A 25990-nucleotide genomic window follows, 5' to 3' on the forward strand; every position below is an offset into this window, starting at 1 on the left:
CCTTGGGGCCCGCGCCCGGAAACCTCGAATCGGGCGGCGCGGTCGCGCGGGGTCAGCCGGGGGCCGGATGCGGCTCGGGACCGTGACGGCGCGGCGCGCTGACGGCCAGATACAGCAGCACCATGCCCGCGATCTGCGCCAGGTGGTAGACGGACGTCGGGTCGAGCCCCACGCGGCCGGTCACGCTCGGGTCGATCGCCTTGGTCGCGGCGGCGGCGCCGCTGGCCGCCAACGCGACGATCATCGGGCCCGCCATCGGATGGCGGCGATGGGCCGCCCACCCCCACAGTACCAGGATGCTGACCATCGTGAGGCTCTCGCACGCCAGCAGCGCGGCGACGCCCGCGTGCCCGGTGACGGCGAGGACGGCGTAGGCGCCGAGCCCGATCGAGCGGAGCAGCCAGAACGTCCGGTGGTGGCGGGGGCCGAGCACGTCGGCGACGGTGGCCGCCAGCAGGTAGGACACCGCGATCACGACCATGGCGCTGATGATCGCCCAGCTCGGCCCGTCCCACCGGTCGGAGTACTTCACGAACCCGTGGTGGACGAATCCGGCCAGCGCCGCCACGCCCGCCCACCAGAAGGACGTGCGCCAGTGGCGGCTGGCCTTCGAGGCGTGCCCCAGCCGGACTGCCAGGGCCATCACGATCAGGCCCAGCAGGAGATCGCTCAGCGCGGGAGCTGGTTCCGCGAGCATACCTGCACGGTACAAGGCAAATCGCTCACTCTACGCAGCCGTTCGACGTATATCATGAACGGTGACTTTGTCAGGGGCGCACCGTGACGGGGCGGGGCGCCCACGCCCCCCACGCCCGCGTCGTGGAGTTTCCGTTGACCTCTGTCTCCCATTCGCACAGGAGGGTTCACCGGGCGATCATCTGCGTCGACATCGAGAGCTTCTGCCGCCCCGGCCTGAACGACTCGCAACGCGCCGACATGCGCGGGGGCCTCTACGACGCGCTGGAGCGGTCCTTCGCCCGCGCCGGGATCCCGCCGGACGACCGCTACCACGAGGACCGGGGCGACGGGGCGTTCTTCCTCGTCCAGACCGAGGGCCCGCAGTCGCGGCTGGTCGAGCCGCTGCCCTTCCATCTGTCCGCCGAGCTCGAACGGCACAACCAGTCCGTCGGCGCCGAGACCCGCATCAGGCTCCGCGTCGCGCTGCACGCGGGCTACGTCCACCACGATCCGAAGGGCGTCGTCGGGACGGCGCTGAACGAGGCGTTCCGCCTGCTCGACGCCCCTGACCTGCGGCAGGCGTTGCAGGACGCGCCCGGCGACCTGGCGTTCATCGCGTCGGCCCAGTTCCACCAGGACGTCATCCGGTCGCGCCGCGTGTTCGACCCGTCCGCCGACCGCAAGGTGCTGATCGCGGTCAAGGAGTCCGAGGTCGAGGCGTGGCTGTGCGCGTTCGCCGACCAGGTCAGGGCGGGCCGCGAGTACAGCGACGCGCTCAGCCGGGTCCGGACGGTGCTCGGGTCCGTCGAGGCGACGCTGCGCAAGGCGCGGGAGGTCAGGGACGCGACGGTCCGGAAGATCTCCTCCCCGGTCCCGGAGGTGCCGGACGCCGCCGGGCTGCTCGAACGCCTCGCCGACCTGGACGAACCCCGCGAGCGCCACCGTTGGGCCCGGCTCCTCGCCGGGGCGTCGGAGCTGGAACGGGCCGCCGCGTCCGCGCTGGAACGGGCGGACGCCGCTCTCACCCTCGTCCAGGAGCCGCTCGACATGCGGGAGGAGCTTCGCGGCGGCCTGGCGTCGTTGCAGGTCATGGCGCGCAACCTGGGCCGCGCCGAAGACCCTCGCCTGGACGGCCTGTACCAGGCCGCGCACGACGTGCTGTGGACTGCTCCGTGCGATCTCGACGACGCCGAGTCGGCCGTGATGCGCTACATGCGGGAGCTTCAGGATGGCTAGCGGCGAGGACGACTGCGTCCTGTGCCGCAAGGGGACCGTCCGGGACGGGTTCTGCGACTACTGCGGGATGGCTCCGCAGCCCGCCCCGGCGGCGCCGATCCCGCCCACCAGCCCGTGGCCCGGCCCGAGGGCCCCGGGGCCTCGGCCCGACGGGCGGCCCACGTCCAGGCGTCTCGCGCCCTACGGGTTGCTCGACATGGCGGGTGTGCCGCCCGTCCCGTACCACGACCCCGAGCGGGCAGTGCTGCCGGTGCCGCCGGGCGACGAGTCGATCCCGCCGCTCCGCCCCGGCGAGATGGTCGGCGGCCAGTACGAGGTGCAGGGCTGCCTGGCGCACGGCGGCCAGGGCCGGATCTACCTCGCGCACGACAACAACGTCGGCCACTGGGTGGTGCTGAAGGGCCTGCTGGACGCCGGTGCCGACATCGCCGACGTGCCCGAGTCCGAACGGGCCGCGCTCGCCGCCGTGAGCCACCCCAACGTCGTCAAGATCCACAATTTCGTCCGGCACCCGACCGGGTCGCCCGCCGCGCAGCGGTACATCGTGATGGAGTACGTCGGCGGCCGGTCCCTCCAGGAGTTACTGGAGGCCCAGCGCGGCGACGAGGGCCCCGACGCCGTGCTCCCCGTCGACCACGTCATCGCCTACGGCATCGAGATGCTCTGGGCGCTGGACTACCTGCACGCGCGCCGCATCCTCTACTGCGACCTCAAGCCCGCCAACGTCATGCAGTGCGAGCAGCGGATCACGCTCATCGACCTCGGCGCCGCCTGGCGGATGGACGGCGAACGCCCCGACGCGCCGATCTACGGCACGCGCGGCTTCGGAGCGCCCGAACTGCCCGCCCAGAACCCGTCGATCAGCTCCGACCTGTACACCGTGGGCCGCACGATGGCGGTGCTCAGCTTCGACTTCGACTACACGGGCGAGTTCGAGTCGTGCCTGCCCACGCGCGACGAGGTGCCGGTGCTGAAGCGGTTCGACTCCTACGACCGGTTGCTGCGCCGCGCCACCCACCGCGATCCGGCGCGGCGGTTCAGCGGTGCGGCGGAGATGGCCGAGCAGCTGTTCGGCGTGCTGCGGGAGGTCATGTCCGCGCCCCGCAACGCCGACCCGTGGCCGGTGCCGTCCACCCTGTTCGGCCGGGAGCGGATCGCCGCGGGCACCGAGATCACCGCGTCCCACCGGGCGGGCCCGCCGCTCGGCTCGCTCGCCCCGCGCACGGCCGCGGCGGCGCTGCCCGTCCCCGTGGCGGACGGCCGCGCGACCGAGCCCGACGAGCCCGCCGAGCGGCTCGTCGAGATCCAGGCGGAGCTGGACGGCGGCCGTCGCGACGAGGCCGACGCGCTGCTCGGCGACCTCGCCCGAGCGACGCCCGCCGACCACGAGCCCGACTGGCGGATCCGCTGGTACGAGGGGGTCAGCGCCCTGGTCGCGGGCGAGTACGGCGCGGCGGAGGGCCTGTTCGACGGCCTCTACGACCGGATGCCCGGCGAGGCGGCGCCCAAGCTGGCGCTGGCGTTCTGCTGCGAGGGCGCTGGCGACATGACCGGCGCCGCCCGCCGGTACGAGAGCGTCTGGCGAACCGACCGCGGCTACCTCAGCGCGGCGTTCGGGCTGGCCCGCGCCCGCCTCGCGCTGTCGGATCGGGGCGGCGCGGTCGACGCGCTCGACGACGTGCCGTCGCTGTCCAGGCACTATGGTGCCGCGCAGATGGCGGCGATGGCGGCGACGCTGCGGGGGCGGCCACCCGAACGGCTGTGCCTGGCCGACCTGCTGGACGCCGCGAAACGGCTCGACCACGCGCGGGTCGACGGCGAGCGCCGCCGCCGGCTCGTCGCCGAACTGCTGGAGGCCGCGCTGACCTGGGTGGAGGCCAGGAGGGAGGAGCATCCCGACACGCTGCTGATCAACGCGCCCCTGACCCGGACCGGGCTGCGCCGCGAGCTGGAACGGACCTACCGTGCGCTGGCCAAGGTCGCCGAGGACAAGGACGCCAGGCACGCGCTGGTGAACAGGGCCAACGCCGTGCGCCCGAGGACGCTGCTCGGCCCCTGACCGGCCCGCCCCCACCCCCAGGGCCCCCGCCCCCGGCTCCCTGTCTCCGGCCCCCAGGAAGGTGACCTATGAGCGACCGCCCCGACTTCGCCGTCCAGATCCACCAGAACCCCTACCTCCCCGCGAACGGTACGCAGGTCCATGCCATCGTCCGGGTCGAGGCGCGCGGCGATCCGGTGGGCACCGGGCCGCCGAGGGCGGAGCGGTCGGCGTCGGCGGCGGAGGTCATCATCGTCGACACCTCGGCGTCCATGGCGGGCGAACGGCTGGAGGCCGCCCGGCAGGCCGCCAAGGCGGCGGTGGACGCGCTGCGCGAGGACGTCGACTTCGCCATCGTGGCAGGGTCGCGTGACGCAGCGATGGTGTACCCGCGGGACGTGCTCCTCGCCCGCGCCACCGACCGGGGGAAGGCCGCCGCGAAGGAGGCGATCTCCGGGCTGTCGGCGGCGGGCGGCACCCGGATCGGCCGGTGGCTGGCGCTGGCCGGGGAGCTGCTCGCCGACTCCGGGCACGGGATCCGGCACGCCGTGCTGCTCACCGACGGCCGCAACGAGCACGAGAGCCGGGCCGAGTTGGACGCCGCGCTGGCGGGCTGCGCCGGACGCTTCGTCTGCGACTGCCGGGGCGTCGGCGCCGACTGGGAGCCCGCCGAGTTGCGGGCGGTCGCGTCCCGGCTGCTCGGCGGCTTCGGGCTGGTGGCCGATCCGCGCGACCTCGTGGCCGACTTCACCGAGATGATCGGACGGGCCATGGGCAAGGCGGTCGCCGACGTGTCGCTGCGGGTGTGGACGCCCGACCGGGCGTCGCTGCGGTTCCTGAAACAGGTGTATCCAGTACGGCGCGACCTGACCGACAAACGAATGGAGAAGGACCCAAAGGTGGACGACGGTGGGGACGGCGGGGGCGGGCCCGCGACGGGCGACTACGCCACGGGCATCTGGGGCACGGAGAAGCGCGACTACCACCTGTGCGTCACGGTGCCCGTCGGCAGGCCGCACCAGCGGATGCAGGCGGCGCGGGTGTCGATGGTGCTGCCGGGTTCGGGCGGCGCGCCGGACGAGCCGCTGGCCGAGGGCATGGTCCTCGTCGAGTGGACCGACGACAAGGCGCGGCCGACCGGCCGCCACCCGTCGGTCGAGCACTACTCCCGGCGGGAGGAGCTGGCCGACTCCGTCAGCCAGGGCCTCGCCGCGTACCGGAGCGGCGACGACGCGGCGGCGGGCCGCGAGCTGAGGCGGGCGCTCGACCTGGCGGAACGGTCCGGCGCGACGGGGACGTCCCGACGGCTCGACCGGGTCGTCGTCCAGGAGACCGGTGAGATCCGGCCCCGCGAGGACGTCGACGACGCCGACATCATCGCCCTGGACACCGACTCCAGCGAGTCGGCCCGGCGGCCGCCCGTGACCGGCGAGGGCGAGGACGGCGAGTGAGCGTCCTCCGTCGACGTTTCCACCGGCCGTTCCACCGGCCGTTCCGGCTGCGCACCGTGCCGCGCCGCGTCCAGGCCCTGACGGCCGTCGCGCTGGTGGCGGTCATCGTGCTGTTCACCGTCACCGGCGCCATGGTGCGCGACGCGCGGTCCGCGCTGCGCGCCATCGGCCATGACGAGGGCCCGATGGTGGTCGCCACCAACGACGTCTACCTCGCGCTCAGCGACATGGACGCCCAGGTCACCAACGTGCTGCTGACCGGCGGCGAGAAGCAGTGGCTGTGCGACGTCGAACGCTCCGAGCAGGTGGCGGGCTCGTCCTGCAACCGGAGCCTGCCGCGCTACTTCTACGACATCCGCCGTGAGGACGCGCAGCGCGCCGTGCTCCAGGCCGCGCGGCTCGCCCAGGACGACCCGTTGCAGCTCCAGACCGTCCGGTCCGTGCTGGACGGGCTGTCCCAGTACGACCAGCGCGTGCAGGCGGCGATGGAGCGCGGCGGCGAGGTCGCGCACCCGTTCGGGGCCCTCCCGGACGACGCGGTGCAGGAGTACCGCGCGGCGACCAAGATCATGAACGAGGATCTGCTGCCCAAGGCCAACAACCTCACGCTCGCCGGTGCCGCCGCCGTGGAGCACTCCTACGGTGAGCCGCTGTCGCACGTCCGGGCCGGGCGGGCCTGGGTGCTGGGCCTCGGCCTGGTCGCGCTCGCCGCGCTGGTGGGCCTCCAGGTCTATCTGGCCCGCCGGTTCCGGCGGGTGATCAGCCTGTGCCTGGTCGCCGCCGCGCTCGGCACGGTCGCGGTGACCGCGGCGGCGGCGTCGCTGCTGGCCACCGAGGCCGACTACCTGCGGATGGCGAAGGACGACGGGTTCGACCCCGTCCTGCGGCTGTCGCGGGCGCGGGCGATCGGCAAGAGCCTGGACTCGGACCGCACCCGCTCCCTGCTCGACCCGGAGGCCGCCGACCGCTACGACCAGACCTACTTCGAGAAGTCGCAGGCGATGCTGTTCATCGCGAAGGCGAACAACCTGCGGACCTACTACGCGATGCTGAACGACAAGATCAGGCGCTACGAGAGGGCCCCGCACGAGACGGACTTCGGGGGCCTGTACGGCGTCGCGGCGTCCGAGGGCGCCGCGCGCGGGCAGCGGAACGTCGCCGACACGCTGCTGGACCGCTTCCGCGCCTACCAGGAGCGGGACCGTCTCGTCCGCATCCTCGCCAGGGCGAACCAGGGGCAGGCCGCCGCCCAGGCCCACATGGACCCCCAGTGGCAGTACCTGTCCCATCCGAGTTTCCGGGAGAACGACGCGGGCCTGGACGCCCTCGTCGGCCGCCGCCAGGTCGTGGTGACCCGCATGGTGCGGGGCGGGGAGCGGGCGGTGCGGCCGTGGCCGTGGCTGCTGCCGATCGCGGGCGTCGCCATCGCCGCGCTGGTCGTGGGCGGCGTGTGGCCCCGGCTGGCCGAGTACCGCTGACGTGCGAGTACCGCTGAACGTGAAGGGAGGAGCCGCCCGTGCGTGGACTCCGTAACGCCGTCATCGTGATCGTCGCCGTCGTGGTCGTCGGCGCGGCCCTGGCCGTGTACCGGGCCACCGGCGGCGACGCGGCCACGACCACGATCGTCGGCGCGGACCGCCTGACGATCGGGGTCAAGACCGACCAGCCGCACGTGGGCCTGCTCAAGCCGAACGGCAGGTTCGAGGGCTTCGACGTCGACGTCGCCACCTACATCGCGGGACGGCTCGGCGTCGACGCCGAGCACGTCAGGTTCGTCCCGGTCACCTCGGAGAACCGGGAGAAGGCGCTGCGGAACGGCGACGTCGACCTGGTGGTGGCCAGCTACTCGATCACCCCGCAGCGCAAGCAGGACGTCACCTTCGGCGGCCCGTACTACGTGGCCCACCAGGACATCCTCGTCCGCACGGGCGACAGCTCGATCAAGAACGTGAGCGATCTGGCGGGAAAGAAGCTCTGCCGGGTGACCGGGTCCAACTCCTGGAAGCGGGTGACCGTGGAGCGCGAGGTCGCGGCGGAGCTGGTGCCGGCGGAATCCTACGGGGACTGCGTCGCCAAGCTGCGGGGGCCGGGGCACCAGTTGGACGCGGTCTCCACCGACGACCTGATCCTCGCGGGCTACGCCATCGACGGCGGCCCCGGCACCACGATGGTCAACGCGCCGTTCACCAACGAGAAGTACGGGGTCGGGATCCGCAAGGGCGACGTGGAGGGCTGCCTGGCGGTCAACCGGGCGCTGACGGAGATGTACCAGCGCGGCATCGCCAAGACCATGCTCACCGACTGGTTCGGGGCGGTCGACTTCGCCGTCGCGATCACCGTCCCGGCGTTCGAGGGCTGCACCTGACCTGTCGCCCTCAGGGAGAGGAATCATTCCTTATCTTGACTGATTCCAGAAAATGCACGAGCCTGGGGCCATGGCGACGGCCTCGGACTTCCGGCAGCGGTTGCGCGGAGCCGCCCTGCGCGTGACCCGGCCACGGGTCGCGGTGCTGGAGGCGGTGCACGCGCATCCGCACGCCGACACCGACACCATCATCGGCGCGGTGCGCGGGGAGCTGCCGAAGGTCTCCCACCAGGCCGTCTACAACTCGTTGCGCGCGCTGACCGACGCGGGCCTGGTACGGCGGATCCAGCCCGCCGGGTTCGTGGCGCGCTACGAGTCGCGGGTCGGGGACAACCATCACCACGTCGTCTGCCGGGCGTGCGGGTCCATCGCCGACGCCGACTGCGCGGTGGGCGAGGCCCCCTGCCTGACCGCCTCCGACGACCGGGGCTTCACGATCGACGAGGCCGAGGTCGTCTACTGGGGCCTGTGCCCCGCCTGCTCCGCGCCCGAGAGCGCCTGATCCACCACGCACAGCCATGGGAGGAACCAGATGACCGAGAACAAGGACATAGCGGCCCCCGACACCGGGTCGGTCGGCGAGGGCGGGTGCCCGGTCGTTCACACGCGCGCCCCCCATCCCACGCAGGGCGGCGGCAACCGCGGCTGGTGGCCGAACCGGCTCGACCTGAAGATCCTCTCCAAGAACCCCGCCGTGGCGAACCCCCTCGGCGAGGACTTCGACTACGCGGCGGCGTTCGGCGGGCTCGACCTCGCCGCCGTCAAGGCCGACATCGCCGAGGTCCTGACGACCTCGCGCGACTTCTGGCCCGCCGACTTCGGCAACTACGGCCCGTTCATGATCCGGATGGCGTGGCACAGCGCCGGGACGTACCGCATCCATGACGGCCGCGGCGGCGCCGGGTCCGGCCAGCAGCGTTTCGCGCCGCTGAACAGCTGGCCCGACAACGCGAGCCTCGACAAGGCCCGCCGCCTGCTCTGGCCGGTCAAGAAGAAGTACGGCAAGGCCATCTCCTGGGCCGACCTGCTGGTCCTCACCGGCAACGTCGCGCTGGAGACGATGGGCTTCACGACCTTCGGCTACGCGGGTGGACGCGAGGACGCCTGGCAGGCCGACGAGGACGTCTACTGGGGCCCGGAGACCACCTGGCTCGGCGACGAGCGCTACACCGGCGACCGCGACCTCGAAAGCCCGCTCGGCGCCGTCCAGATGGGCCTGATCTACGTCAACCCGGAGGGCCCGAACGGCACCCCGGACCCGATCGCCGCCGCCCGGGACATCCGCGAGACGTTCCGCCGCATGGCGATGAACGACGAGGAGACCGTCGCGCTGATCGCGGGCGGCCACACGTTCGGCAAGACGCACGGCGCGGGCACCGCCGACCATGTCGGTCCCGAGCCGGAGTCCGCCCCGCTGGAGCAGCAGGGCCTCGGCTGGAAGAGCACGCACGGCACCGGCGTGGGCGCCGACGCGATCACCAGCGGGCTGGAGGGCATCTGGACGCCCACCCCCACGACCTGGGACAACAGCTTCTTCGAGACGCTGTTCGGCTACGAGTGGGAGCTGTTCAAGAGCCCCGCCGGCGCGTTCCAGTGGCGGCCGAAGGACGGCGCCGGCGCGGACGCGGTGCCGGACGCGCACGACCCGTCCAAGCGCACCCACCCGACCATGCTGACGACGGACCTGTCGCTGCGGCTCGACCCGATCTACGAGCCGATCTCGCGCCGGTTCCTGGAGAACCCCGACGTGTTCGCGGACGCCTTCGCCCGCGCGTGGTTCAAGCTGACGCACCGTGACATGGGCCCGGTCGAGCGCTACCTCGGCTCCGAGGTCCCGGCGGAGACGATGGTCTGGCAGGACCCGGTTCCGGCCGTCGACCACGAGCTGGTCGGGCCCGCGGACGTCGCCGCGCTGAAGGCGCGGATCCTCGCGTCCGGGCTGTCGGTGTCCCAGCTGGTCGCCACGGCGTGGGCGTCGGCCTCGACGTTCCGCGGCGGTGACAAGCGGGGCGGCGCCAACGGCGCGCGCGTCCGGCTCCAGCCGCAGAGCGGCTGGGAGGTCAACGACCCCGACGAGCTGGCGTCGGTGCTGCGCGTCCTGGAGGGCGTGCAGGTGGCGTTCAACGCCGAGCAGAGCGGGAACACGCGGGTCTCCCTCGCCGACGTGATCGTGCTCGCCGGTGTCGCCGCCGTCGAGCGGGCCGCCCAGGCGGCGGGTCGCACCGTCGAGGTGCCGTTCACCCCGGGACGCACGGACGCGACGCAGGAGCAGACCGACGTCGAGTCCTTCGACGCGATGGAGCCCCGTTCCGACGGGTTCCGCAACTACCTCGGGAAGAGCGCGCAGCTGCCCGCCGAGTACCTGCTGCTCGACCGGGCGAACCTGCTCACGCTCAGCGCGCCCGAGATGACGGCGCTCGTCGGCGGCCTGCGGGTCCTCGGCGCGAACCACAAGGGGTCGCGGCACGGCGTGTTCACCGACGCGCCCGGGACGCTCACCAACGACTTCTTCGTGAACCTCCTCGACCTGGACACGACCTGGCGGCCGACGTCCGAGGACGCGGAGGCGTTCGAGGGAGTCGACGCCTCGGGCAAGGTCAGGTGGACGGGCAGCCGCGTCGACCTCGTCTTCGGTTCGCACGCGGAGCTGCGGGCGCTCGCCGAGGTCTACGCCAGCGACGACGGCGCGGACAAGTTCGTGACCGACTTCGTGGCCGCGTGGGACAAGGTGATGAACCTGGACAGGTTCGACCTGTCCTGATCGGTTCCTGATCAGCGCGTTCGGCGGCTGGCCGGTCGGCCCTTCGGGGTCGGCCGGTCAGTCCGTTTTCGGGCGGCAGTCCGGGCACAGACCCCAGAAGGTGACGTCGGCCTCGTCGATCAGGTAACCGGCGTCGTCCACCGCCTCCAGGCACGGCGCGTGCCCGACGACGCAGTCGACGTCCTTGACGGCGCCGCAGTCACGGCACACCAGGTGGTGGTGGTTGTCGCCGACGCGTCCCTCGAAGCGGGCCGGGCTTCCGGCCGGTTCGATGCGGCGGACGAGGCCCACGGCCGTGAGCGCGTGCAGCGCCTCGTACACGGCCTGGAGCGAGACGTGGCCGACGCGGTCGCGCACCCCGGCGGCGAGCGCCTCGACCCCGAGGTGGTCGCCGTCCCGGACGGTCTCCAGCAGCGCGACCCGGGCCGCCGTGACCCGCAGGCCGACCCCTCGCAGTTCCTCGGCGGTCGTCGGGGTCCCGGATGCGGTCATGGCGCCGAACCTACCCTCGTAGACGCAAACGACTTAACACAGCGAATGACACAAGTCTAATCAATCCGTCCAGAGTTCATCCTTCAACGGTCATACAGGACAAAAGGGATGGCCGGTCGGCGGCCGGGGAGGGCCGCCGACCGGCCGGGGAGGGGAGGATGGTCTCGGTGGACGGGGGAGCGGACGGGACGGTGGACGCGGGTCAGCGGACGCGGATCAGGCCCCACAGCCCCTCGGTCAGGGCCCAGCGCGTCACGCCTGTCCGGTAGGCGTGGTCACCGGCCAGTCCGGCCCTGAACGTGAGGGTGCGCAGGCCGCCGTTGGCGAGGCCGCCGATCGCGCCCACGCGCGGGCCCTCGATGTGCTCCTCCATGGGCCAGGTCTGGCCGTGGATCTGGAAGGTGTGGTTGCGCGGCCGGTCCGTCGCCACCGCCAGGTGGATCCGGACGAGTTCGCGCGGACGGCAGTGCAGGATCGGCGTCCCCGGGTCGGTGACCGCCATCGACGGGCGGTGCGGGTACAGGTGGGCGCTGCGGTAGTTGAACGCCTTCTGGCCCGAGTCCTCCGGCTCGTCCTCCAGGTCGGTCACCGGCTGGGTGGTGTCGCCGTGGTGGTACTGGCGGACGCCGTCCTGGAGGAGCAGGACCAGCTCGTGGACGTCCTCGGCGCCGGGCCGCCGGATGACGGCCTGCGCGCCCGTCCAGGCGCCGCCCTTCGGGGTCGCGTCCGCGGGCTCCACCACCAGGGCGCCCACCAGGCCGCGGTGCCGGTGGGTGCGCAGGTCGGCGCGGTCCTCCAGGAGGACGACGCCCGGGGTGTCGGCGTACCAGCGGTAGGTGACGGCGGCGCCCGGCTTGACGGTCCCGTCGACGTTGCGGCCGACGTTCGCGCCGTCGCTGTCGTGGACGTCGAACAGCAGCGGCCCCACCGGGTGCAGCGACACCCGCGCCGACACCTCGCGGTCGGCCGGTTCGTCCAGGGCCGGGAGGCGGGGGTCGTACGGCGTCGGCTCCGGCGGGACGTCCACCTCGTTCGCGAGCGTCACCTCCACCCATTCGCCCGCGCGGCAGCGCAGCACGAGCGGCTCGTCCTCCGGCGCCCCGTCGACGGTGTAGACGAGGCCGAACGGGTCGCTGCGCCGGTCGCTGTAGTGGATCTCCCGGGCGACGGCCCGCACGTGGTAGCGGCGGGCGGTCGCCGGGTCGAACGGCGGCGGCCCGACCTCCGCGAACGCGCCGGGCAGCGGCGGGAGGTCGTGCTGCCGCACGTCGTGCAGGCGGAACAAGCCCCAGCAGCCGAGCCACGTGTCGTCGATGGCCGAGAAGGTCCACAGGTGGTCGCCGGGGCTCTGCGTGCCGTCGATGTGCAGGCTGAACGCCTCGGAGATGCCGATGGTCTGCTGCGTGCGCAGCGGCGAGCGCGGGTCGTCCCGCCAGGCGTGCCAGCGCATGCCGTGCATGGTGAATCCGTGCTGTTCCTCATGCGACCCCTGGTAGAGGCGGACGCGCAGCCGTTCGCCCGGGTAGCCGCGCAGCATCGGGGTGCGCGGGTCGCCGTGCACGGCGCTGGAGAACCAGTCGGCGGGGTCGCCGGGACGCTCGTGCAGCGGCTCGCACCGGTAGCCGACGGCCATCGCGCCCTGGTCGTCCAGCGACCCCGGGAAGGACGGCGGGTTGATCGGCTCGCTCTCCTCCCCGGCGCCGTGCCTGACCAGCGGGACGAAGTCGGCGACCGGGACGACCCGCTCGCGGAACGCGCTGCCGTCCGGCAGCCGCACCACGGCCGTCCCGGCGTTGCGGACCTCCCGGCCATGGTCGAACGGATCGACCCAGACGGCGCCCTCCGGCTCAGCGATCATGCAGCCGAACAGGCCGTGCCGCTGCCGCTCGTTGGCGAGGAGATGGTCGTGGAAGAAGACGACGCCGAACTCCTCGTCGCAGTACCACCGGTACATCCACGACCTGTACCGCTCGTGGTCCTCGCCCGCGTCTGGCGTGGTCGCTCCGGACAGGTAGTTCCAGCCGACGCTGGCGCCGTCGGACACCAGCGGGTCGAACTTCACCAGGTGGACGTGCAGCCCGCACTCCGGCTGGAACGGCAGCACGGCGTCGAACGGCGTCTCCGCCTGGCAGCCGGGCGGCAGCGCGTTGGTCAGGGTGAACTCGATGACCTCGCCCTTGCGCCCACGGATCGCGATGGGCTCGATCTTCCGCCTGCCCTCGGCCAGTTCACGCCGGAAGTTCTCGATCCCGCCCGCGTCGTCGATCTCCTCCTGGAGGACGAAGAACGTGCCGCGATGGTCATGCCACGTCTCCTTGTGCCCGCCTTCGCCGTGGCTTTCCCTCCGACCTTCTCTCCGGCTTTCGAAGTAGTGCAGCGTGCCCTGCATGACGACGAGGTGGTAGCGACGCACCGGGGCGTCCGGGTCGAGCGTGACCTTGGTGAACGCCTCGCCCGGCTGCGGGTCGGGGGCGAACGCGGCCCGCTCCAGTTCGGTGGGCTCCCGTCCCATCCCTTCCGGCATCAGCGGGGTGCGCGGCGGGCGGGGGGACTTCTGCGGGTACGTCCCGTCCAGGAACGCCGGGAACCCGGGCCGCTCCGGCGTCGGCGCGGGCGGGACGGGGCCGCCGGGCAGCGGACGCAGTGGCGCGATGGACGTGCCGTCCGGATAGCGGCCCGTGCCGTCCTGGAGGACGTCGAAGACCCGCCACATCCCCCACATCCCGGAGTGGAAGTGGGGATAGAGGTGGCAGTGGAAGATGACGTCGCCGGTCGCCTCCTGCACCGAGCCCGCGCCCGCGATCGGTTCGATCGTGAACGCCTGCTGCGGGCCGAGGGTGATGGAGTCGATGATCGGCGAGTCGTCGTTGCCGGGGACGGCCCGCCACTGGTGCAGGTGCAGGTGGAAGACGTGGGTCTCCTTCACCCCCGCGTGCACCAGCCTGATCTTGGCGTGGTCGCCGCTGTAGGCGCGGAAGATCGGCGTGGCCGGGTCGCCGAACAGCCAGGAGCTGTGGTGCTGCTCCTCGCCGACGACCGCGTCGCGCACCGGGTCGATCGCGCCCTCGGCGAGCAGCCGCTCGTAGGCGACCGAGCGCCAGCCCATCGGCTCGGTGCGGTAGCTCATCAGCATCATCGAGGCGGCGTGCTCGTCCCGCGCGCCCCCGTGCTCCTCACCGTGTCCACCACCGTGACCACCACTGTGTCCACCACCCGGACCATTGCCAGCGCCGCCGCCGTGCTCGTCGTGGTCGGGGAACAGGACGGGCGCCAGCCGCTCCCCGCCCGCCGCCGGGGAGTGCGTGTGCGGCCGGGGCAGGTCGCACTCGTAGGTCGGGTGCGGCGGGAGGACGGGGTTGTCGTTGGGCGACTCGTCCTGCATGAACAGCGCGTACTCGCGGAAGCTCGGCTGGCCGGGGACGTGCACGTCGGCGTACAGGCCGTCGAGCAGCGGCTCGCCCGTCACCGGGTCGGTCCAGGTGGCGTTCGCGGGTTCGACGATCAGCGCGCCGAACAGGCCGTGCGCCTGCGAGCCGTCCTCGCCGCCGCGCAGGTCGGCGAGGTCGCCGAGGAAGAACACGCCCTCGTCGGCGGCGTCCCATTCGTAGGTGGCGGCGCCACCTGGCTTGACGGTGGAGTCCGGGTTCTGGCCGACCGCGGCGCCGTCGCCGGTCTTCACCCGGTAGCCGACGCCCTGGGCGTGGATTCCGGCCCGCCGCCGCAGCCGGTTGCGGAACCGGATGATGATCCGCTCCCCGGCGCGGGCGCGCAGCACGAGCGGGCGGACCAGCGGATGCGGGTCCGGGAGCAGCTCGGGATGTCGCACCGGATCGGGGAACGGGGTGGGAAAGGTCTCCGCGACCGTGTTCAGCGCCGTCTCGTGCTCGGCGAGAGTGAAGATCATTCCATTGCCGTCGTGGTCCCCGTGCGCGTCGTAGACGATGGGAACGTGCAGCGCCACGACGTCGTACACCCTGGTCACGGGCATCTCTGAATTCCCCCTGGAACTCCCGTTGTGCCGGAGACCGCCGGTCCGATGGCGGCGGCCCTGGACGTGCGCGGGGTGTGCGCGGTACGTCTGCGGGGTTCGCGGGGCGCGCGTCGTATCCGTCTTGCGCGGGGTGTTGACTCTATGACGACTCAGGGAGTCAGGAGGTTCCCGGCCAGGTGTGGCCATCTCCGCCGTTCACCGTCGGACGCCCCCGTCCGCGCCCCGGATCCCATGTCCCAAATCACTCTCCGTGCGTCCTTAAAGAGAGATTCAAAAGCGCAGTTAATTGTGAATAAGGGGCAATACCAGGGTGTTGACGGCCCGCTTGGCGCGGGAATAACCTCTCCGCAGATTCTCCGGTCCGAGAGGATCACCATTCAGCCCCGGCCGACAAAGTCTCCCCGAAACCGCCCGGAACGGCCGGCGAGAGCATGTGCGACGACGAAGTCGCCGGGGCAACTACCCCCCTGAGAGACCCCCCCATGATGAACGCCAAACGATTGGGAATCGCGCTTGGTGCGGCGGTGCTCGTCCCCGCCGTGGCGACGGTTGCCTATGTCGGCACCAACGGCGCCGACGCAGTGACGGCGGGCCCCGTGGCCGCCGCCGAACCCGCTCCCGACGCGCCCGAGTTCGAGCCCGTGCCCGACGCCGCGCCGGCGCCCAGGGACGTCACGATCCAGGTGGAGACCATCCTCGGTTCGGGCTGCCCCGCCGGTACCACGAAGGTCGTGCCCACGCACAACAACGCCGCCTTCACGGTCATCTACCAGAAGTACATGGCCTGGGCCGGCGGCGAGGCCCCGCCCACCGAGTTCCGGCGCAACTGCCAGATCAACGTCAAGGTCAACGCCCCTGAGGGCTACACATACGCGGTCGTCGGAGTCGTGTCCCGCGGCGCCGCCCACGTGGAGAAGGGCGCCACCGCCCTGCGCAGCACGAACTACTACTTCCAGGGCAGCTCCGAGAACGTCTCGGTCAACCACGAGATCAACGGCCCGTACGACGGCGCCTGGCGGTTCCGCGACCGCACCGACCCGGCCAAGCGGGTCTACGCCCCGTGCGGCAAGGAACGCAACCTGAACATCAACACGCAACTTCGGATCGACAAGGGCGACTCCGACGCGAAGAAGCCCAGTTTCATCGCAATGGAATCGACAAACGCGGACGCGGTCTACCACCTGACCTGGAAACGTTGCTAGTCGATCGCCAGATCCAGCCACAAATCGAATCCTGAACCAGTTTGACTTGGGGTTCGCGTTCATGGGCGCCGTCCGGGCGCCCATGAACGCGTTTCCATTCTTTTTGTCGCCACCTGATCACGGAGTGCGCCCGGTTTCGGACGGGACGACGCCGTGATCAGGTGGCGTCCCGCGTTACAGGTTCTTCGGCCGGTACGCCTTGTACTCGCTGCCCGACGACAGACCGTAGTCGCGCGTCCGGTGGTCGGTGCCGTAGCGGCCGCGCTGCTCGAACGCCCAGTAGGACGTGTGCTTGCCGTTGGCCCACTTCTCGAAGATGACGACGTGCCGGGTGGTGTTGGTGCCCTCGGCGTCCATGACGAGGTCGCCCTTCTTCAGCTCGTCCATCGAGATGCGCTCGGTGTACCGCGACGAGGTGAAGCCGACGGTGTTCGGGCCAGGTCCGGGCAGCCCCAGCGCCATCGCCACGAAGCCGGAGCAGTCGGTGCGGTAACCCTCGTGGGTCCTGGTCTGGCTGTAGGGCACGCGGTCGGAGGTGTGCGGGTTCCAACTCCTGGCCCGCTCGATCACCTTGGTACGCGCGCTCTTCGCGCTGTTGGACGACCTCTCGCCGTCCTTCCGGTCGCTCGTGTCGTCCGACTTCTCGCTGGAGGCGTCGGCGTGGCCGTCGCTCTTCTCGGGGGTGAGGAACTCGGCCGCCGTGACCGGGGCGCCGGAACGGGCGCCGGAGTCCCCGTCGGACGACAGGGTGACCTGCGCGGTGGCCGCGACCACGCCGCAGAAGGCGAGGCCGAGCACGGCGCCGGTGGTCCGGGGGCCGAAGGGGAAGCGGTTCTTGTCGTGCTTGTCGTGCTTGCCTTTCAAGGGCACTCCTAGCTTCCAAGCCGCCTACCGGGTTAGCTGACGGGTTCGGACGTGGAAGTCGCCCTACGGCCTGGAACAGGCCGATTCACCCCAGATGCGACGGGTGGGTCCCCGGCTCCGCGCGCGGCGCGGACTCGGCGTTGCCGCTGCGATCCTGTGGGCACGACGGCCCGTCACGGGACCCTGTGTCCCGTGCGCGAAAGAGCGGCGCGGATGGTCTTGGCACGCCCCCGTCGGGGGCCGTGCTTGTGTGTTCGGGTCCTGGCGTCCGTCAGCGCCGCACGCTCATCGCGTGCGCATGGGCGGGCTGAGAGGGGCCTCGGGGAGACCCTGCGCGGCAGGACCGGACGACACGTGGCTCGCGCCGTCACCCCACCCGACGGGGCCGGGTGGAGCGGGCGTGTCCACGGGGGGACACGGGGGGGAAGGCGCCTGGCGGGCGCTTCGGTGAGCGACAAGCTACTCCGAACGCCAAAGGATGGCAAACCCCGACAAAATCATGATCGTCGCAGGTCAGCGACCCAGGCTCGGACGATCTTCGCGACGGCGGGCCGGGGCGCCCCGTCCGGGGGCCGTGCCGGGTCCTCGCCGTTAGCGTCCCAGGTGGAGGGGCATGTGCGGGAAAGGCGGCGGCCCTTTTCGCCGACGATCTTGATCATCGCGTCCGCTCCGGAAGGGGACAAGATCTGCCATTGACCCGGCCGTCCTTGATCAACGAGGCCGACCTTGATCACGGTTCTGTTGCGGACCTTCTGACCATTCTTGTCCGACTTGTCGCGATTTCATAGATTCACCGGCAACGGGGCCCCGTCCCCCAGCTCCCGAGGAGATGCCAATGTCCGAGGTCAACCGCCGTGACCTGCTCGCCGGGGTCGCGGCCTTCACCGGATTCGCGACCGTGGGCCTGCTGCCCGGCACCGCCGCCGCCGCGACCCGGCAGCGCCCCGGCGCCGTCCGCCCGCCCACCCTCACCACCGGCGACAGGGCCGTCGTCGGCCGCATCGACATCCGCCGGGCGATGCGGCACCTGAAGGTGCTCAGCGACGAGATCGGCTTTCGCATCGCCGGAACCGAGTCCGAGCACCGCGCCGCCCGCTACATCGCCGGGCAGCTGCGCCGCCTCGGCTACGACGTCGAGCTTCAGCCCTTCCCCGTCCCCGACAAGGCCCTCGCGGAGATCCGCGCCAAGGGCGAACGGCTCTGGCAGACCGCCGCCTCCGCGCAGGGCGCCACCGGCCTCGCGGACGGCGCCGTGCTCGACGTCGGCAAGGTCGTCGAGGTCCCGGGCGGTGCGCGCGGCAAGCTCGTGCTGTTCGACCGCGTCGCCGGGAAGGAGACCGACCAGGCCAAGGCCGCCGAGGCCGCGGGCGCCAAGGCGGCGCTCATCGCCAACGTGCGCACCGACACCTACCCCGAACGCAAGGCCGCCACGTTCACCCCGAACCTCGCCGGGACGGTCGCGATCCCGGTGCTGGGCCTCGCCGAATACCACGGCGAACGGATCCGGGCGGGTGCCAAGCGCCTGTCCGTCGAGGTCACTCTGCACTCGAAGCTGACGTCCTACAACGTCCTGGCCGAGCGGAAGGCGTCGCTGGGCAATGACGGGAACAATGACGGGGACAGCGACGCGAACAAGGCCGTCATCGTCAGCGCCCACTACGACACCGTCCCGGGCTCGCCCGGCGCCAACGACGACGGCAGCGGCGCCGTGCTGTGCCTGGAGCTGGCGCGCGTCCTCCGCAACCTGCCGACCCGGCAGGCGATTCGCATCTGCCTGTGGGGTTCGGAGGAGCTTGGGCTGGTCGGGTCCAGGCACTACGTGAAGCAGCTCGACGACGAGGGCGTCAAGCAGATCACCGGTGTCTTCCAGAACGACATGGTCGGCACCAGCCATCCGGCCGCGGAGACCTACTGGCTGCTGTCCCTGGACGGCTCCGACAACACCACCACCGTCGCGGTGAAGGACGCCGCGCGCCGCCTCGGCCACCTCGACCAGGTGCGGGGGCCGACGGCCCGCGGCTCCAGCGACCACGAGTCCTTCTCCGAGCGCGGCATCGCCGCGGGCAACTACAGCTGGCGCGGCAACGACGCGCCCAGCCAGCTCGAACCCGTCTACCACACGCCCGAGGACAGGATCGTCCAGAACGTCAGCGTGGAACGGCTCCGCGCGTCCATCGAACTGATCGGCTGCGCCGCCTACGACGTGGCGCGTCGCACATAACCGAGAAGCGGTGTCCAACGGGGCGGCGCGCGGACGGACCGTGCGCCGGATGATAGGACCGTGAGAGGCCGGGCCGTTGCCCCGTGCGGCCCGGCGACCGCTTGCGTGTCGGCGCGGACACCGATGGTGAAGACACCCTGCTTCCACGGCGAATCGGCACTAGTGTTGACATCACAGAATGCAGCCGATTCGTGCCGCACAGTGGCGCGTGGGAGCCGACGTGGACGCGCTTCAACCCGACGAAGTCCCCGAGGCGGGGCGCCGTGTGCGCGGCCCCGCCGACAGCGGCCCCACGGTGCTGCGCATCCTGCTCGGCGGCCAGCTGCGGCGGCTGCGCGAGGCGAGGGGCATCCCGCCCAAGGACGCGGGGGACGCCATCCGCGCCTCCGCCTCCAAGATCAGCCGCCTGGAGCTCGGCCGCGTCGGGTTCAAGAAACGCGACGTCGCCGACCTGCTCACCCTGTACGGCGTCGTCGCGGACGAGGAGCGCGAGCCGCTGCTGAGCCTGGCCGAGGGCGCCAACAAACCCGGCTGGTGGCAGCGCTACAACGACATCCTGCCGCCCTGGTTCGAGGTCTACATCGGGCTGGAGGAGGCGGCGTCCGGGCTGCGCGTCCACGAGACGCGGTTCGTCCCCGACCTGCTCCAGACCGAGGACTACGCGCGTGCCGTGCTGCGGCTCGGCCATCCCACGGCGACCGCCGCCGAGATCGAGCGCCGGGTGAACGTGCTGATGCGGCGGCAGGGGATCCTGCGCCGCGAGGCGCCGCCCCGGCTGTGGGCGCTGGTGGACGAGGCGGCGCTGCGCCGTCCCGTCGCCGATGTGGAGGTCATGCGCGCCCAGTACGACGTCCTGCTCGACGCGATCGGCACCGAGTCCGTCAGCCTCCAGATCGTGCCGCCGTCCCGGGGCGCGCTGGTGGCGATGGCAGGGCCGTTCTCGCTGCTGCGGTTCGCGGAGCGGAGCCTGCCGGACGTCGTCTACATCGAGCAGTTGACCAGCGCGCTCTACCTGGACAAGGACGCCGACCTCGCGGTCTACAAACGGCATCTGGACCGGATGTCGGTCAACGCGGCCCCGCCGGCCGCGACCGGGGAACTGTTGGTCTCGCTGCTCGACGGGCTCCGCTGAGCGGCCGGAACCAGCTTCGTCAATTTTCTCCGTCGCTGTTGACGTCATTGCAGTTTTTCGACGAAACGGCCAGAATTGATGGTCTGCACACCTTCATTCCATGTGGAAACGTGGACCCTCGATACTCGCGGGAGGCGAAGCCGTGACCGGCGACGCGCACGTCCAGGGCCAGGAGCCGGAGATCCCGATCGACACCAGCGTCGCGCATCCGGCGCGGGTGTGGGACTACTGGCTCGGCGGCAAGGATCACTACCCCGCGGACATCGAGGTGGGCGACCAGCTGGAGGAGACCATCCCCGAGGTGGTGCTGTGGGCGCGCGCCGACCGCGAGTTCCTCGGACGGCTGGTCCGGCACGTGATCGTCGAGGCGGGTGTGCGGCAGTTTCTCGACATCGGCACCGGCATCCCGACCAGGGACAACACGCACCAGGTCGCGCAGCGCATCGCCCCTGAGAGCCGGGTCGTGTACGTCGACAACGACCCCGTCGTCCTGGCGCACGCGCGGGCGCTGCTGGCCAGCTCGCCGGAGGGCGTCACCGACTTCATCGACGCCAACCTGCACGACCCGAAGACGATCCTGGCCGAGGCGGCCCGCACGCTCGACTTCTCCAAGCCGATCCTGGTCACGTTGCTGGGCATCCTGGAGTTCAGCGTCACCGACGAGGCGTACACGATCGTGAACCAGATCCTGGACGCGTTCCCGTCCGGCAGTCACCTCGCGATCGCCTGCCCCAGCAACGAGAGCAATACCGCGGCGATGGACGAGGTCGCCCGGAAATGGAACGACAGCGGCGCCACCCCGATCCTCATGCGCAGCGCCGAGGGGCTGAAGCGTTTCTTCGAGCACTTGGAACTGCTGGAGCCCGGCCTGGTGCCGCTGCCCAAATGGCGTCCCGACACCGGCACCCTCTACGCCGACCGCGACATGGACTTCTACTGCGCCGTGGGCCGCAAACCCTGACCGTTGGGGGCCGCGCCGGGCTGGGCTGGGTTGGACCGGGCTGGGCCGGGGCCGGGTCAGCCGCGTGGGGCGTACATGATGAGCGCGACCCCGGCCAGGCAGACGAGGGCCCCGGCGACGTCCCACCGGTCCGGGCGGAAACCGTCGGCGACCATGCCCCAGATCAGCGAACCGGCGACGAACACCCCGCCGTACGCGGCCAGGATGCGGCCGAAGTGAGCGTCCGGTTGCAGGGTGGCCACGAACCCGTAGAGGCCGAGCGCGATCACGCCGCCGCCGATCCAGGCGAGGCCGCGGTGTTCGCGGACGCCCTGCCAGACCAGCCAGGCCCCGCCGATCTCCGCGACCGCCGCCAGCAGGAACAGGGCGATCGAGCGCAGTACGGTCATGCCGCCCACCCTAGGAAAGCGGCATGACCCCGCGATCGGCGAGCCGACCCCGGCGGGACGCGCGCGCCCGGCTCAGCGGGCCGCGGCGGGGCTGGGGGTGAAGCGGCGGTCGAGTCCGGTGACGCGCAGGATCCTCGCCATGTGGGGGCGGACGCCGGTCAGCGTGATGGTGCCGCCGCGGCTCCGGGCCAACCTGTCGGCGGCGACCAGCGCCGCGAGGCCCCGCGCGTCGCAGAAGGTCAGGAAGGAGAGGTCGAGCACGACGGACGGGCCCCGGTCGCGGATCAGCTCAGCCAGATCGACGCCGAACACGACCACCGACGCGAGATCGAGCTCACCGGCGACCATCATGCGCGGTGGACCGCCGTCGTCGTCCATGACCGACGTGACGAGCCGCGCGAACGCATCCTGCCGGACGGCAAACGTGCCCATGACGGCTCCTCTTGTCGGGTTCGGACCCTTGCCTTACCAACGTTCGCGGGCCCACATGTGTCACCGCCCCAGGTCGGAGGCACCGTCGGGGCTAGGTGAAGCGGGCGATTATGGTCCGCGCGGTCGTCGGCGACCGGGCGATGAGGTGAACGTCCAAGGACGGGTCCGCGTCGAGTTCGCGTTCGACCGCCGCCCACAGCCAACTGAGGCTCTCCGCCGCGTCCAGGCCGCCGCGTCCGGCGCCGAACAGGGGCAGCGCGATGGAGCGGACCGGAGGACGTTCGCGTCCCGCCAGCCGGACGACGCCCCGCACCGCGCGCGCCACGGCCTCCGGGGACAGGTCGTACTCGTTGCCGTCGCCCACGGGGACGGCCACCGCCGCGTGGTAGATCCGGCGGACGCCCGACGCGGCCAGGCGGCCGGGGCCGGTCGTGGCGACGGTGCCGGGCGCCACCGGAAGCCCGGGACGGCCGTGCCGGCGCATCCAGTCGGCGAGGCCGCGCTGGACGACGTCGTCCACGATCTCGCCCGTGCCGGTGGTCTCGGCGCAGGCCCGGCGCAGCGCCGCCGACAGCGAGTTCCGGAAGATCTTCGACGCCTCCAGATAGACGTTCTCGGAGGAGACGATCGCGTCCACGCCAGTGATCATCTCGACCGGCATGTAGTCGAGCGTGATCGGGCCGAGGTGGATGACGGCGGGCCCGGGCGGGACGTCGGCGGTCTGCGGGGAAGGCGGCGGGCTCACCGGGCGGGGCGACACCGGCGGCATGCACAGCCGCAGCACCGCCTCGGCGGTCTGGTCCACGATGAGCTGTTCGTGGTGCTTGCGGAAACGTTCGGTGCTGACCCCGTAGATCGAGGCGGCCTCGCGGCGGCGTTCGCCGACCGTCCAGTCCCGCGCCCCGGCGGCCAGGCCGAACGTGAACCCGGCGGCCGTCGACAGCTTGCCGCCGCCCAGTTCGATGACCGCCTGCCGCAGCAGTTCCTCCACGGCGGCGGGACGGTACGCCTCGTCCGGGGGACGGGCCCGTGGCGCGCGGCCGTCGTGCCGGTAGAGCGCGACCGCCGACTCCAGCGCGTCCAGCCGAATGTCGCGCAGGCGGGTGAGTCCCCGTTCGCGAAGAGTTCTCAGATCGGCGACGAGCTGATCATGGGTCGGTGTCGGCATGGCGTCCAGGGAGGGCGAAAAGTGGTCGACATCCGGGCGGATCCAGGGGCGATCATAGTAAACCCGGTAAGTCAATGTCGGAGCTGGTGTTGACTATGGAATTCGGTCGGGACCCGCCTGTAACGGGCGCGGTCGCGGCGCGGTTACCAGGTGTACGCGACGACGACGTGTGCGCACGACCAGGTTTATGCGACTCGGGGAGCGACTCAGGGTGGAGGAACCCATGGCCGCCGACGAGCTGGACGAATTAGACCCCGTCGAGGCGGAGGCCCCGCACGAGCCGCCTCCGGAGGTGGAGCCGGAGCCGGACGCCGCGCCGGGGCCGGGGCCGGACGAGCGGCTCGCCGCGATCGAGGCGGCGGTCGCGGAGTTCAACCGCAGGTCGGCGCACCGCGAGTCGGTCATCGACCGGCTGCACGAGGAGAACCAGCGGCTGCGGGACGGTGTCCAGCGCGCCATTCTCGAACCGGTCGTCGCCGATCTGCTCCGCCTGTACGACTCGCTGCTGCGCGAGGCCGCCAGACTGGCCGCCGAGGAGACCGACCCGGCGCAGAGCAGGCTGCTGGCGAGCTTCGCCGACGACACGCTGCTGACGCTGGAGCGCTGCGGCCTCGACGAGTTCACCGCGCTCCCCGGCGAGCCGTTCGACGCGGGCCGCCACGCCGTGACGTCGGTCGTTCCGGTGGACGACGAGGCCCTCGACAACACGGTGGCCGAGGTCATCGCGACCGGCTTCGTGGAACGGGAGACGGGCCGCGTCCGCCGCCCCCTCCGGGCCCACTTCCACCGATACCAACCCCCCGCCCCCACCAACACCCCCGCCGATTCGGACCCGGACGACGAACCGGCCGAACCGTCCGCACCCATCGACTGACCGCTCCACGACCGTGACCCCGGCCCGACGACCTGACGAGGGGACGACCGTCCATGGCTACTTACGGTATCGATCTCGGTACCACCTACTCGTGCATCGCCTATGTGGACGACACGGGGCGGCCGGTCATAGCCAAGAACGCCATCGGCCAGGAGACGACGCCGTCGGCGGTCTACTTCGAGACGCCCGACAACGTCGTGGTCGGGCAGGACGCCAAGGGCTCGGCCAAGCTGTTCCCCGACCAGGTCGTCTCGCTGATCAAACGGCAGATGGGGCAGCAGTTCGAGCTGGACTTCCACGGCGCGTCCCACACCCCCGAGTCGATCTCCGCGCTGATCCTGAAGGAGCTGGCGCGGTCGGCGGCCGAGCAGACGCACGAGGAGGTCCGCGACGTCGTCATCACCGTCCCGGCCTACTTCGGCGTCGCGGAGCGGGAGGCGACCCGCAACGCGGGTGAGATCGCGGGTCTCAACGTCCTCAACCTGATCCCCGAGCCGGTCGCGGCCGCGTTGCACTACGAGACGCTGTCCGCCCAGGAGTCGGCGACGATCCTGGTGTACGACCTGGGCGGCGGCACGTTCGACACCACGGTCATCCGGCTGGAGGGCGACGACGTGCGGGTCGTGTGCACCGACGGCGACCACCGGCTGGGCGGCGCCGACTGGGACGACCGGATCGCCGACCATCTGCTGGAGTCGTTCCTGGGCGAGAACCCGGGCTCGTCCGCCGCCGAGAGCGAGGATTTCCTCCAGGAGCTGGCGATCGCCGCCGAGGACCTGAAGAAGGGCCTCAGCTCGGCGGTGTCGCGCCGGTACAACATGCGCTTCGACGGCGGCACCGCCCGGGTCGAGCTGACCCGCGAGGCGTTCGAGGACATGACCGAGGACCTGCTCGGCCGCACGTTCGAGATCACTCGTCGCACCATCGACGCCGCCGCCGAACGGGACGTGCACGCGTTCGACGACGTGCTGCTGGTCGGCGGCTCGTCCCGGATGCCCGCCGTGGCCGCCGGGCTGCGCGAACGTTTCGGGTTCGAGCCGAAACTGCACGACCCGGACCTCGCCGTCGCGAAGGGCGCCGCCAGGTTCGCGCTCATCGAGGCGGTCAAGGTGCGGCTGCCCGGCGAGGGCGACGGGGCGGAGGACGTGTCGCCCGCCGAGGCCGAACAGGCCGTCCAGGACGCCGCCGACCAACTCGGCCTGGACGCCGACAAGGTCCGCATGTTGGCGGGACGCCGCGTCAGCACGGTGGTGCCGCGCGCGTTCGGCGTCAAGACGGTGTCGTTCACCGACGACGGCAGCGAGATCTTCTCGGTGAGCCATGTGCTGAAGGCGAACACGGTGCTGCCCGCCGCGCCGGACGCGGAGCGGTTCGCCACCGCCTACGAGGAGCAGACCGAGATCGAGGTGGAGATCTGGGAGCAGGCGGGGGCGGTGGAATCCGCCGACCCGGCCGACAACGCCAAGATCGGCGAGGGGATCATCACCGGCCTGCCGGGGCTGCGCAAGGGCTCGCCCATCGACATCAGCTTCGCCATGGACGAACTCGGCACGCTGCGGGTCTACGCCCTCGAACTCCAGACGAAGAAGGACCTGCACATCGAGGTCCGCATCCAGGGGTTGGACAAGGCGCAGGTAGACCTCGCGAAACGAGCGGTGGCACGGTACGCGGTCTCGGAATGAACGCGGTCTCGAAATGAGCGCGGTCTCAAATGAACGCGGTCTCGGAATGACCC

General features: G+C 71.6%; 20 protein-coding genes and 1 riboswitch. Of the genes, 13 read left to right on the top strand and 7 right to left on the bottom strand.

Annotated elements, in window-relative coordinates; all coding sequences use genetic code 11:
* Positions 1-52: 52 nt before the first annotated feature.
* Positions 53-697, bottom strand: a complete 645-nt coding sequence (locus ABD808_RS30690) for a DUF6962 family protein (protein WP_344904106.1) — start codon at positions 695-697, stop codon at positions 53-55.
* Between the two features lie 134 nt (positions 698-831).
* Here ABD808_RS30690 and ABD808_RS30695 point away from each other — a divergent pair, with 134 nt between their 5' ends.
* From ABD808_RS30695 to katG, 7 genes are all read left to right on the top strand, one after another.
* The gene (locus ABD808_RS30695; RefSeq protein WP_344904109.1) at positions 832-1914 is read left to right on the top strand and encodes a hypothetical protein; all 1083 of its coding nucleotides are present in this window, start codon (positions 832-834) and stop codon (positions 1912-1914) included.
* Positions 1907-3973 (top strand): serine/threonine protein kinase, encoded by a 2067-nt coding sequence (locus tag ABD808_RS30700; protein ID WP_344904112.1) that lies wholly within the window; start codon positions 1907-1909, stop codon positions 3971-3973. Before ABD808_RS30695 ends, ABD808_RS30700 begins: the two co-directional genes overlap by 8 nt.
* Positions 3974-4041: 68 nt before the next feature.
* Positions 4042-5403, top strand: coding sequence for a vWA domain-containing protein (locus tag ABD808_RS30705; protein WP_344904115.1), 1362 nt, complete (start codon positions 4042-4044; stop codon positions 5401-5403).
* Entirely contained in the window at positions 5400-6881 is a 1482-nt protein-coding gene (locus ABD808_RS30710; protein ID WP_344904118.1) for a hypothetical protein, read from the top strand. Before ABD808_RS30705 ends, ABD808_RS30710 begins: the two co-directional genes overlap by 4 nt.
* A 38-nt stretch (positions 6882-6919) precedes the next feature.
* Positions 6920-7768 (top strand): glutamate ABC transporter substrate-binding protein, encoded by an 849-nt coding sequence (locus ABD808_RS30715; protein WP_344904120.1) that lies wholly within the window; start codon positions 6920-6922, stop codon positions 7766-7768.
* Positions 7769-7838: 70 nt separating this feature from the next.
* Positions 7839-8270 (top strand): Fur family transcriptional regulator, encoded by a 432-nt coding sequence (locus ABD808_RS30720; protein ID WP_344904122.1) that lies wholly within the window; start codon positions 7839-7841, stop codon positions 8268-8270.
* Positions 8271-8300: 30 nt separating this feature from the next.
* Positions 8301-10529, top strand: coding sequence for a catalase/peroxidase HPI (gene katG, locus ABD808_RS30725; protein ID WP_344904125.1), 2229 nt, complete (start codon positions 8301-8303; stop codon positions 10527-10529).
* Positions 10530-10586: 57 nt separating this feature from the next.
* Here katG and ABD808_RS30730 read toward each other — a convergent pair whose 3' ends face one another.
* Complete coding sequence (locus ABD808_RS30730) at positions 10587-11021, bottom strand: Fur family transcriptional regulator (protein ID WP_344904128.1); 435 nt, start codon at positions 11019-11021, stop codon at positions 10587-10589.
* Between the two features lie 202 nt (positions 11022-11223).
* Positions 11224-15009 carry a multicopper oxidase domain-containing protein gene (locus ABD808_RS30735; protein WP_344904131.1) on the bottom strand — a complete coding sequence of 1262 codons (3786 nt, stop codon included), beginning with the start codon at positions 15007-15009 and terminating at the stop codon, positions 11224-11226.
* Positions 15010-15494: 485 nt separating this feature from the next.
* Here ABD808_RS30735 and ABD808_RS30740 point away from each other — a divergent pair, with 485 nt between their 5' ends.
* Positions 15495-16214, top strand: a complete 720-nt coding sequence (locus ABD808_RS30740; RefSeq protein ID WP_344904134.1) for a DUF4360 domain-containing protein — start codon at positions 15495-15497, stop codon at positions 16212-16214.
* A gap of 174 nt (positions 16215-16388) precedes the next feature.
* On the opposite strand, the gene ABD808_RS30745 is transcribed toward ABD808_RS30740, so the two are convergent.
* Positions 16389-17078 (bottom strand): NlpC/P60 family protein, encoded by a 690-nt coding sequence (locus ABD808_RS30745; protein ID WP_344904137.1) that lies wholly within the window; start codon positions 17076-17078, stop codon positions 16389-16391.
* 6 nt (positions 17079-17084) lie between these two features.
* A riboswitch (cyclic di-AMP (ydaO/yuaA leader) is annotated at positions 17085-17228 on the bottom strand.
* Between the two features lie 685 nt (positions 17229-17913).
* Between ABD808_RS30745 and ABD808_RS30750 the strand changes: the two genes are divergently transcribed.
* The 3 genes from ABD808_RS30750 to ABD808_RS30760 all read left to right on the top strand — a co-directional run bounded on the left by ABD808_RS30750 (position 17914) and on the right by ABD808_RS30760 (position 21392).
* Complete coding sequence (locus ABD808_RS30750) at positions 17914-19299, top strand: M28 family peptidase (RefSeq protein ID WP_344904140.1); 1386 nt, start codon at positions 17914-17916, stop codon at positions 19297-19299.
* A 220-nt stretch (positions 19300-19519) separates the two neighbouring features.
* Entirely contained in the window at positions 19520-20431 is a 912-nt protein-coding gene (locus ABD808_RS30755) for a helix-turn-helix domain-containing protein (RefSeq protein ID WP_344904143.1), read from the top strand.
* A 142-nt stretch (positions 20432-20573) separates the two neighbouring features.
* The gene (locus tag ABD808_RS30760; protein WP_344904145.1) at positions 20574-21392 is read left to right on the top strand and encodes an SAM-dependent methyltransferase; all 819 of its coding nucleotides are present in this window, start codon (positions 20574-20576) and stop codon (positions 21390-21392) included.
* A 56-nt stretch (positions 21393-21448) separates the two neighbouring features.
* Here the strand turns inward: ABD808_RS30760 and ABD808_RS30765 are convergent, their stop codons facing one another.
* The 3 genes from ABD808_RS30765 to ABD808_RS30775 all read right to left on the bottom strand — a co-directional run bounded on the left by ABD808_RS30765 (position 21449) and on the right by ABD808_RS30775 (position 23381).
* A complete protein-coding gene (locus ABD808_RS30765) occupies positions 21449-21781 on the bottom strand; it encodes a YnfA family protein (RefSeq protein ID WP_344904148.1) in 333 nt (110 codons plus the stop codon).
* A 72-nt stretch (positions 21782-21853) separates the two neighbouring features.
* The gene (locus ABD808_RS30770; protein WP_344904151.1) at positions 21854-22213 is read right to left on the bottom strand and encodes an STAS domain-containing protein; all 360 of its coding nucleotides are present in this window, start codon (positions 22211-22213) and stop codon (positions 21854-21856) included.
* A gap of 91 nt (positions 22214-22304) precedes the next feature.
* Complete coding sequence (locus ABD808_RS30775) at positions 22305-23381, bottom strand: macro domain-containing protein (protein WP_344904154.1); 1077 nt, start codon at positions 23379-23381, stop codon at positions 22305-22307.
* A 211-nt stretch (positions 23382-23592) separates the two neighbouring features.
* Here ABD808_RS30775 and ABD808_RS30780 point away from each other — a divergent pair, with 211 nt between their 5' ends.
* Entirely contained in the window at positions 23593-24255 is a 663-nt protein-coding gene (locus ABD808_RS30780) for a nucleotide exchange factor GrpE (protein ID WP_344904157.1), read from the top strand.
* Between the two features lie 53 nt (positions 24256-24308).
* Positions 24309-25937 carry an Hsp70 family protein gene (locus tag ABD808_RS30785; RefSeq protein WP_344904160.1) on the top strand — a complete coding sequence of 543 codons (1629 nt, stop codon included), beginning with the start codon at positions 24309-24311 and terminating at the stop codon, positions 25935-25937.
* The last annotated feature ends 53 nt before the right edge of the window (positions 25938-25990 follow it).

The organism is Actinomadura meridiana (assembly GCF_039537545.1).
GTDB classification, from domain to species: Bacteria; Actinomycetota; Actinomycetes; order Streptosporangiales; family Streptosporangiaceae; genus Spirillospora; species Spirillospora meridiana.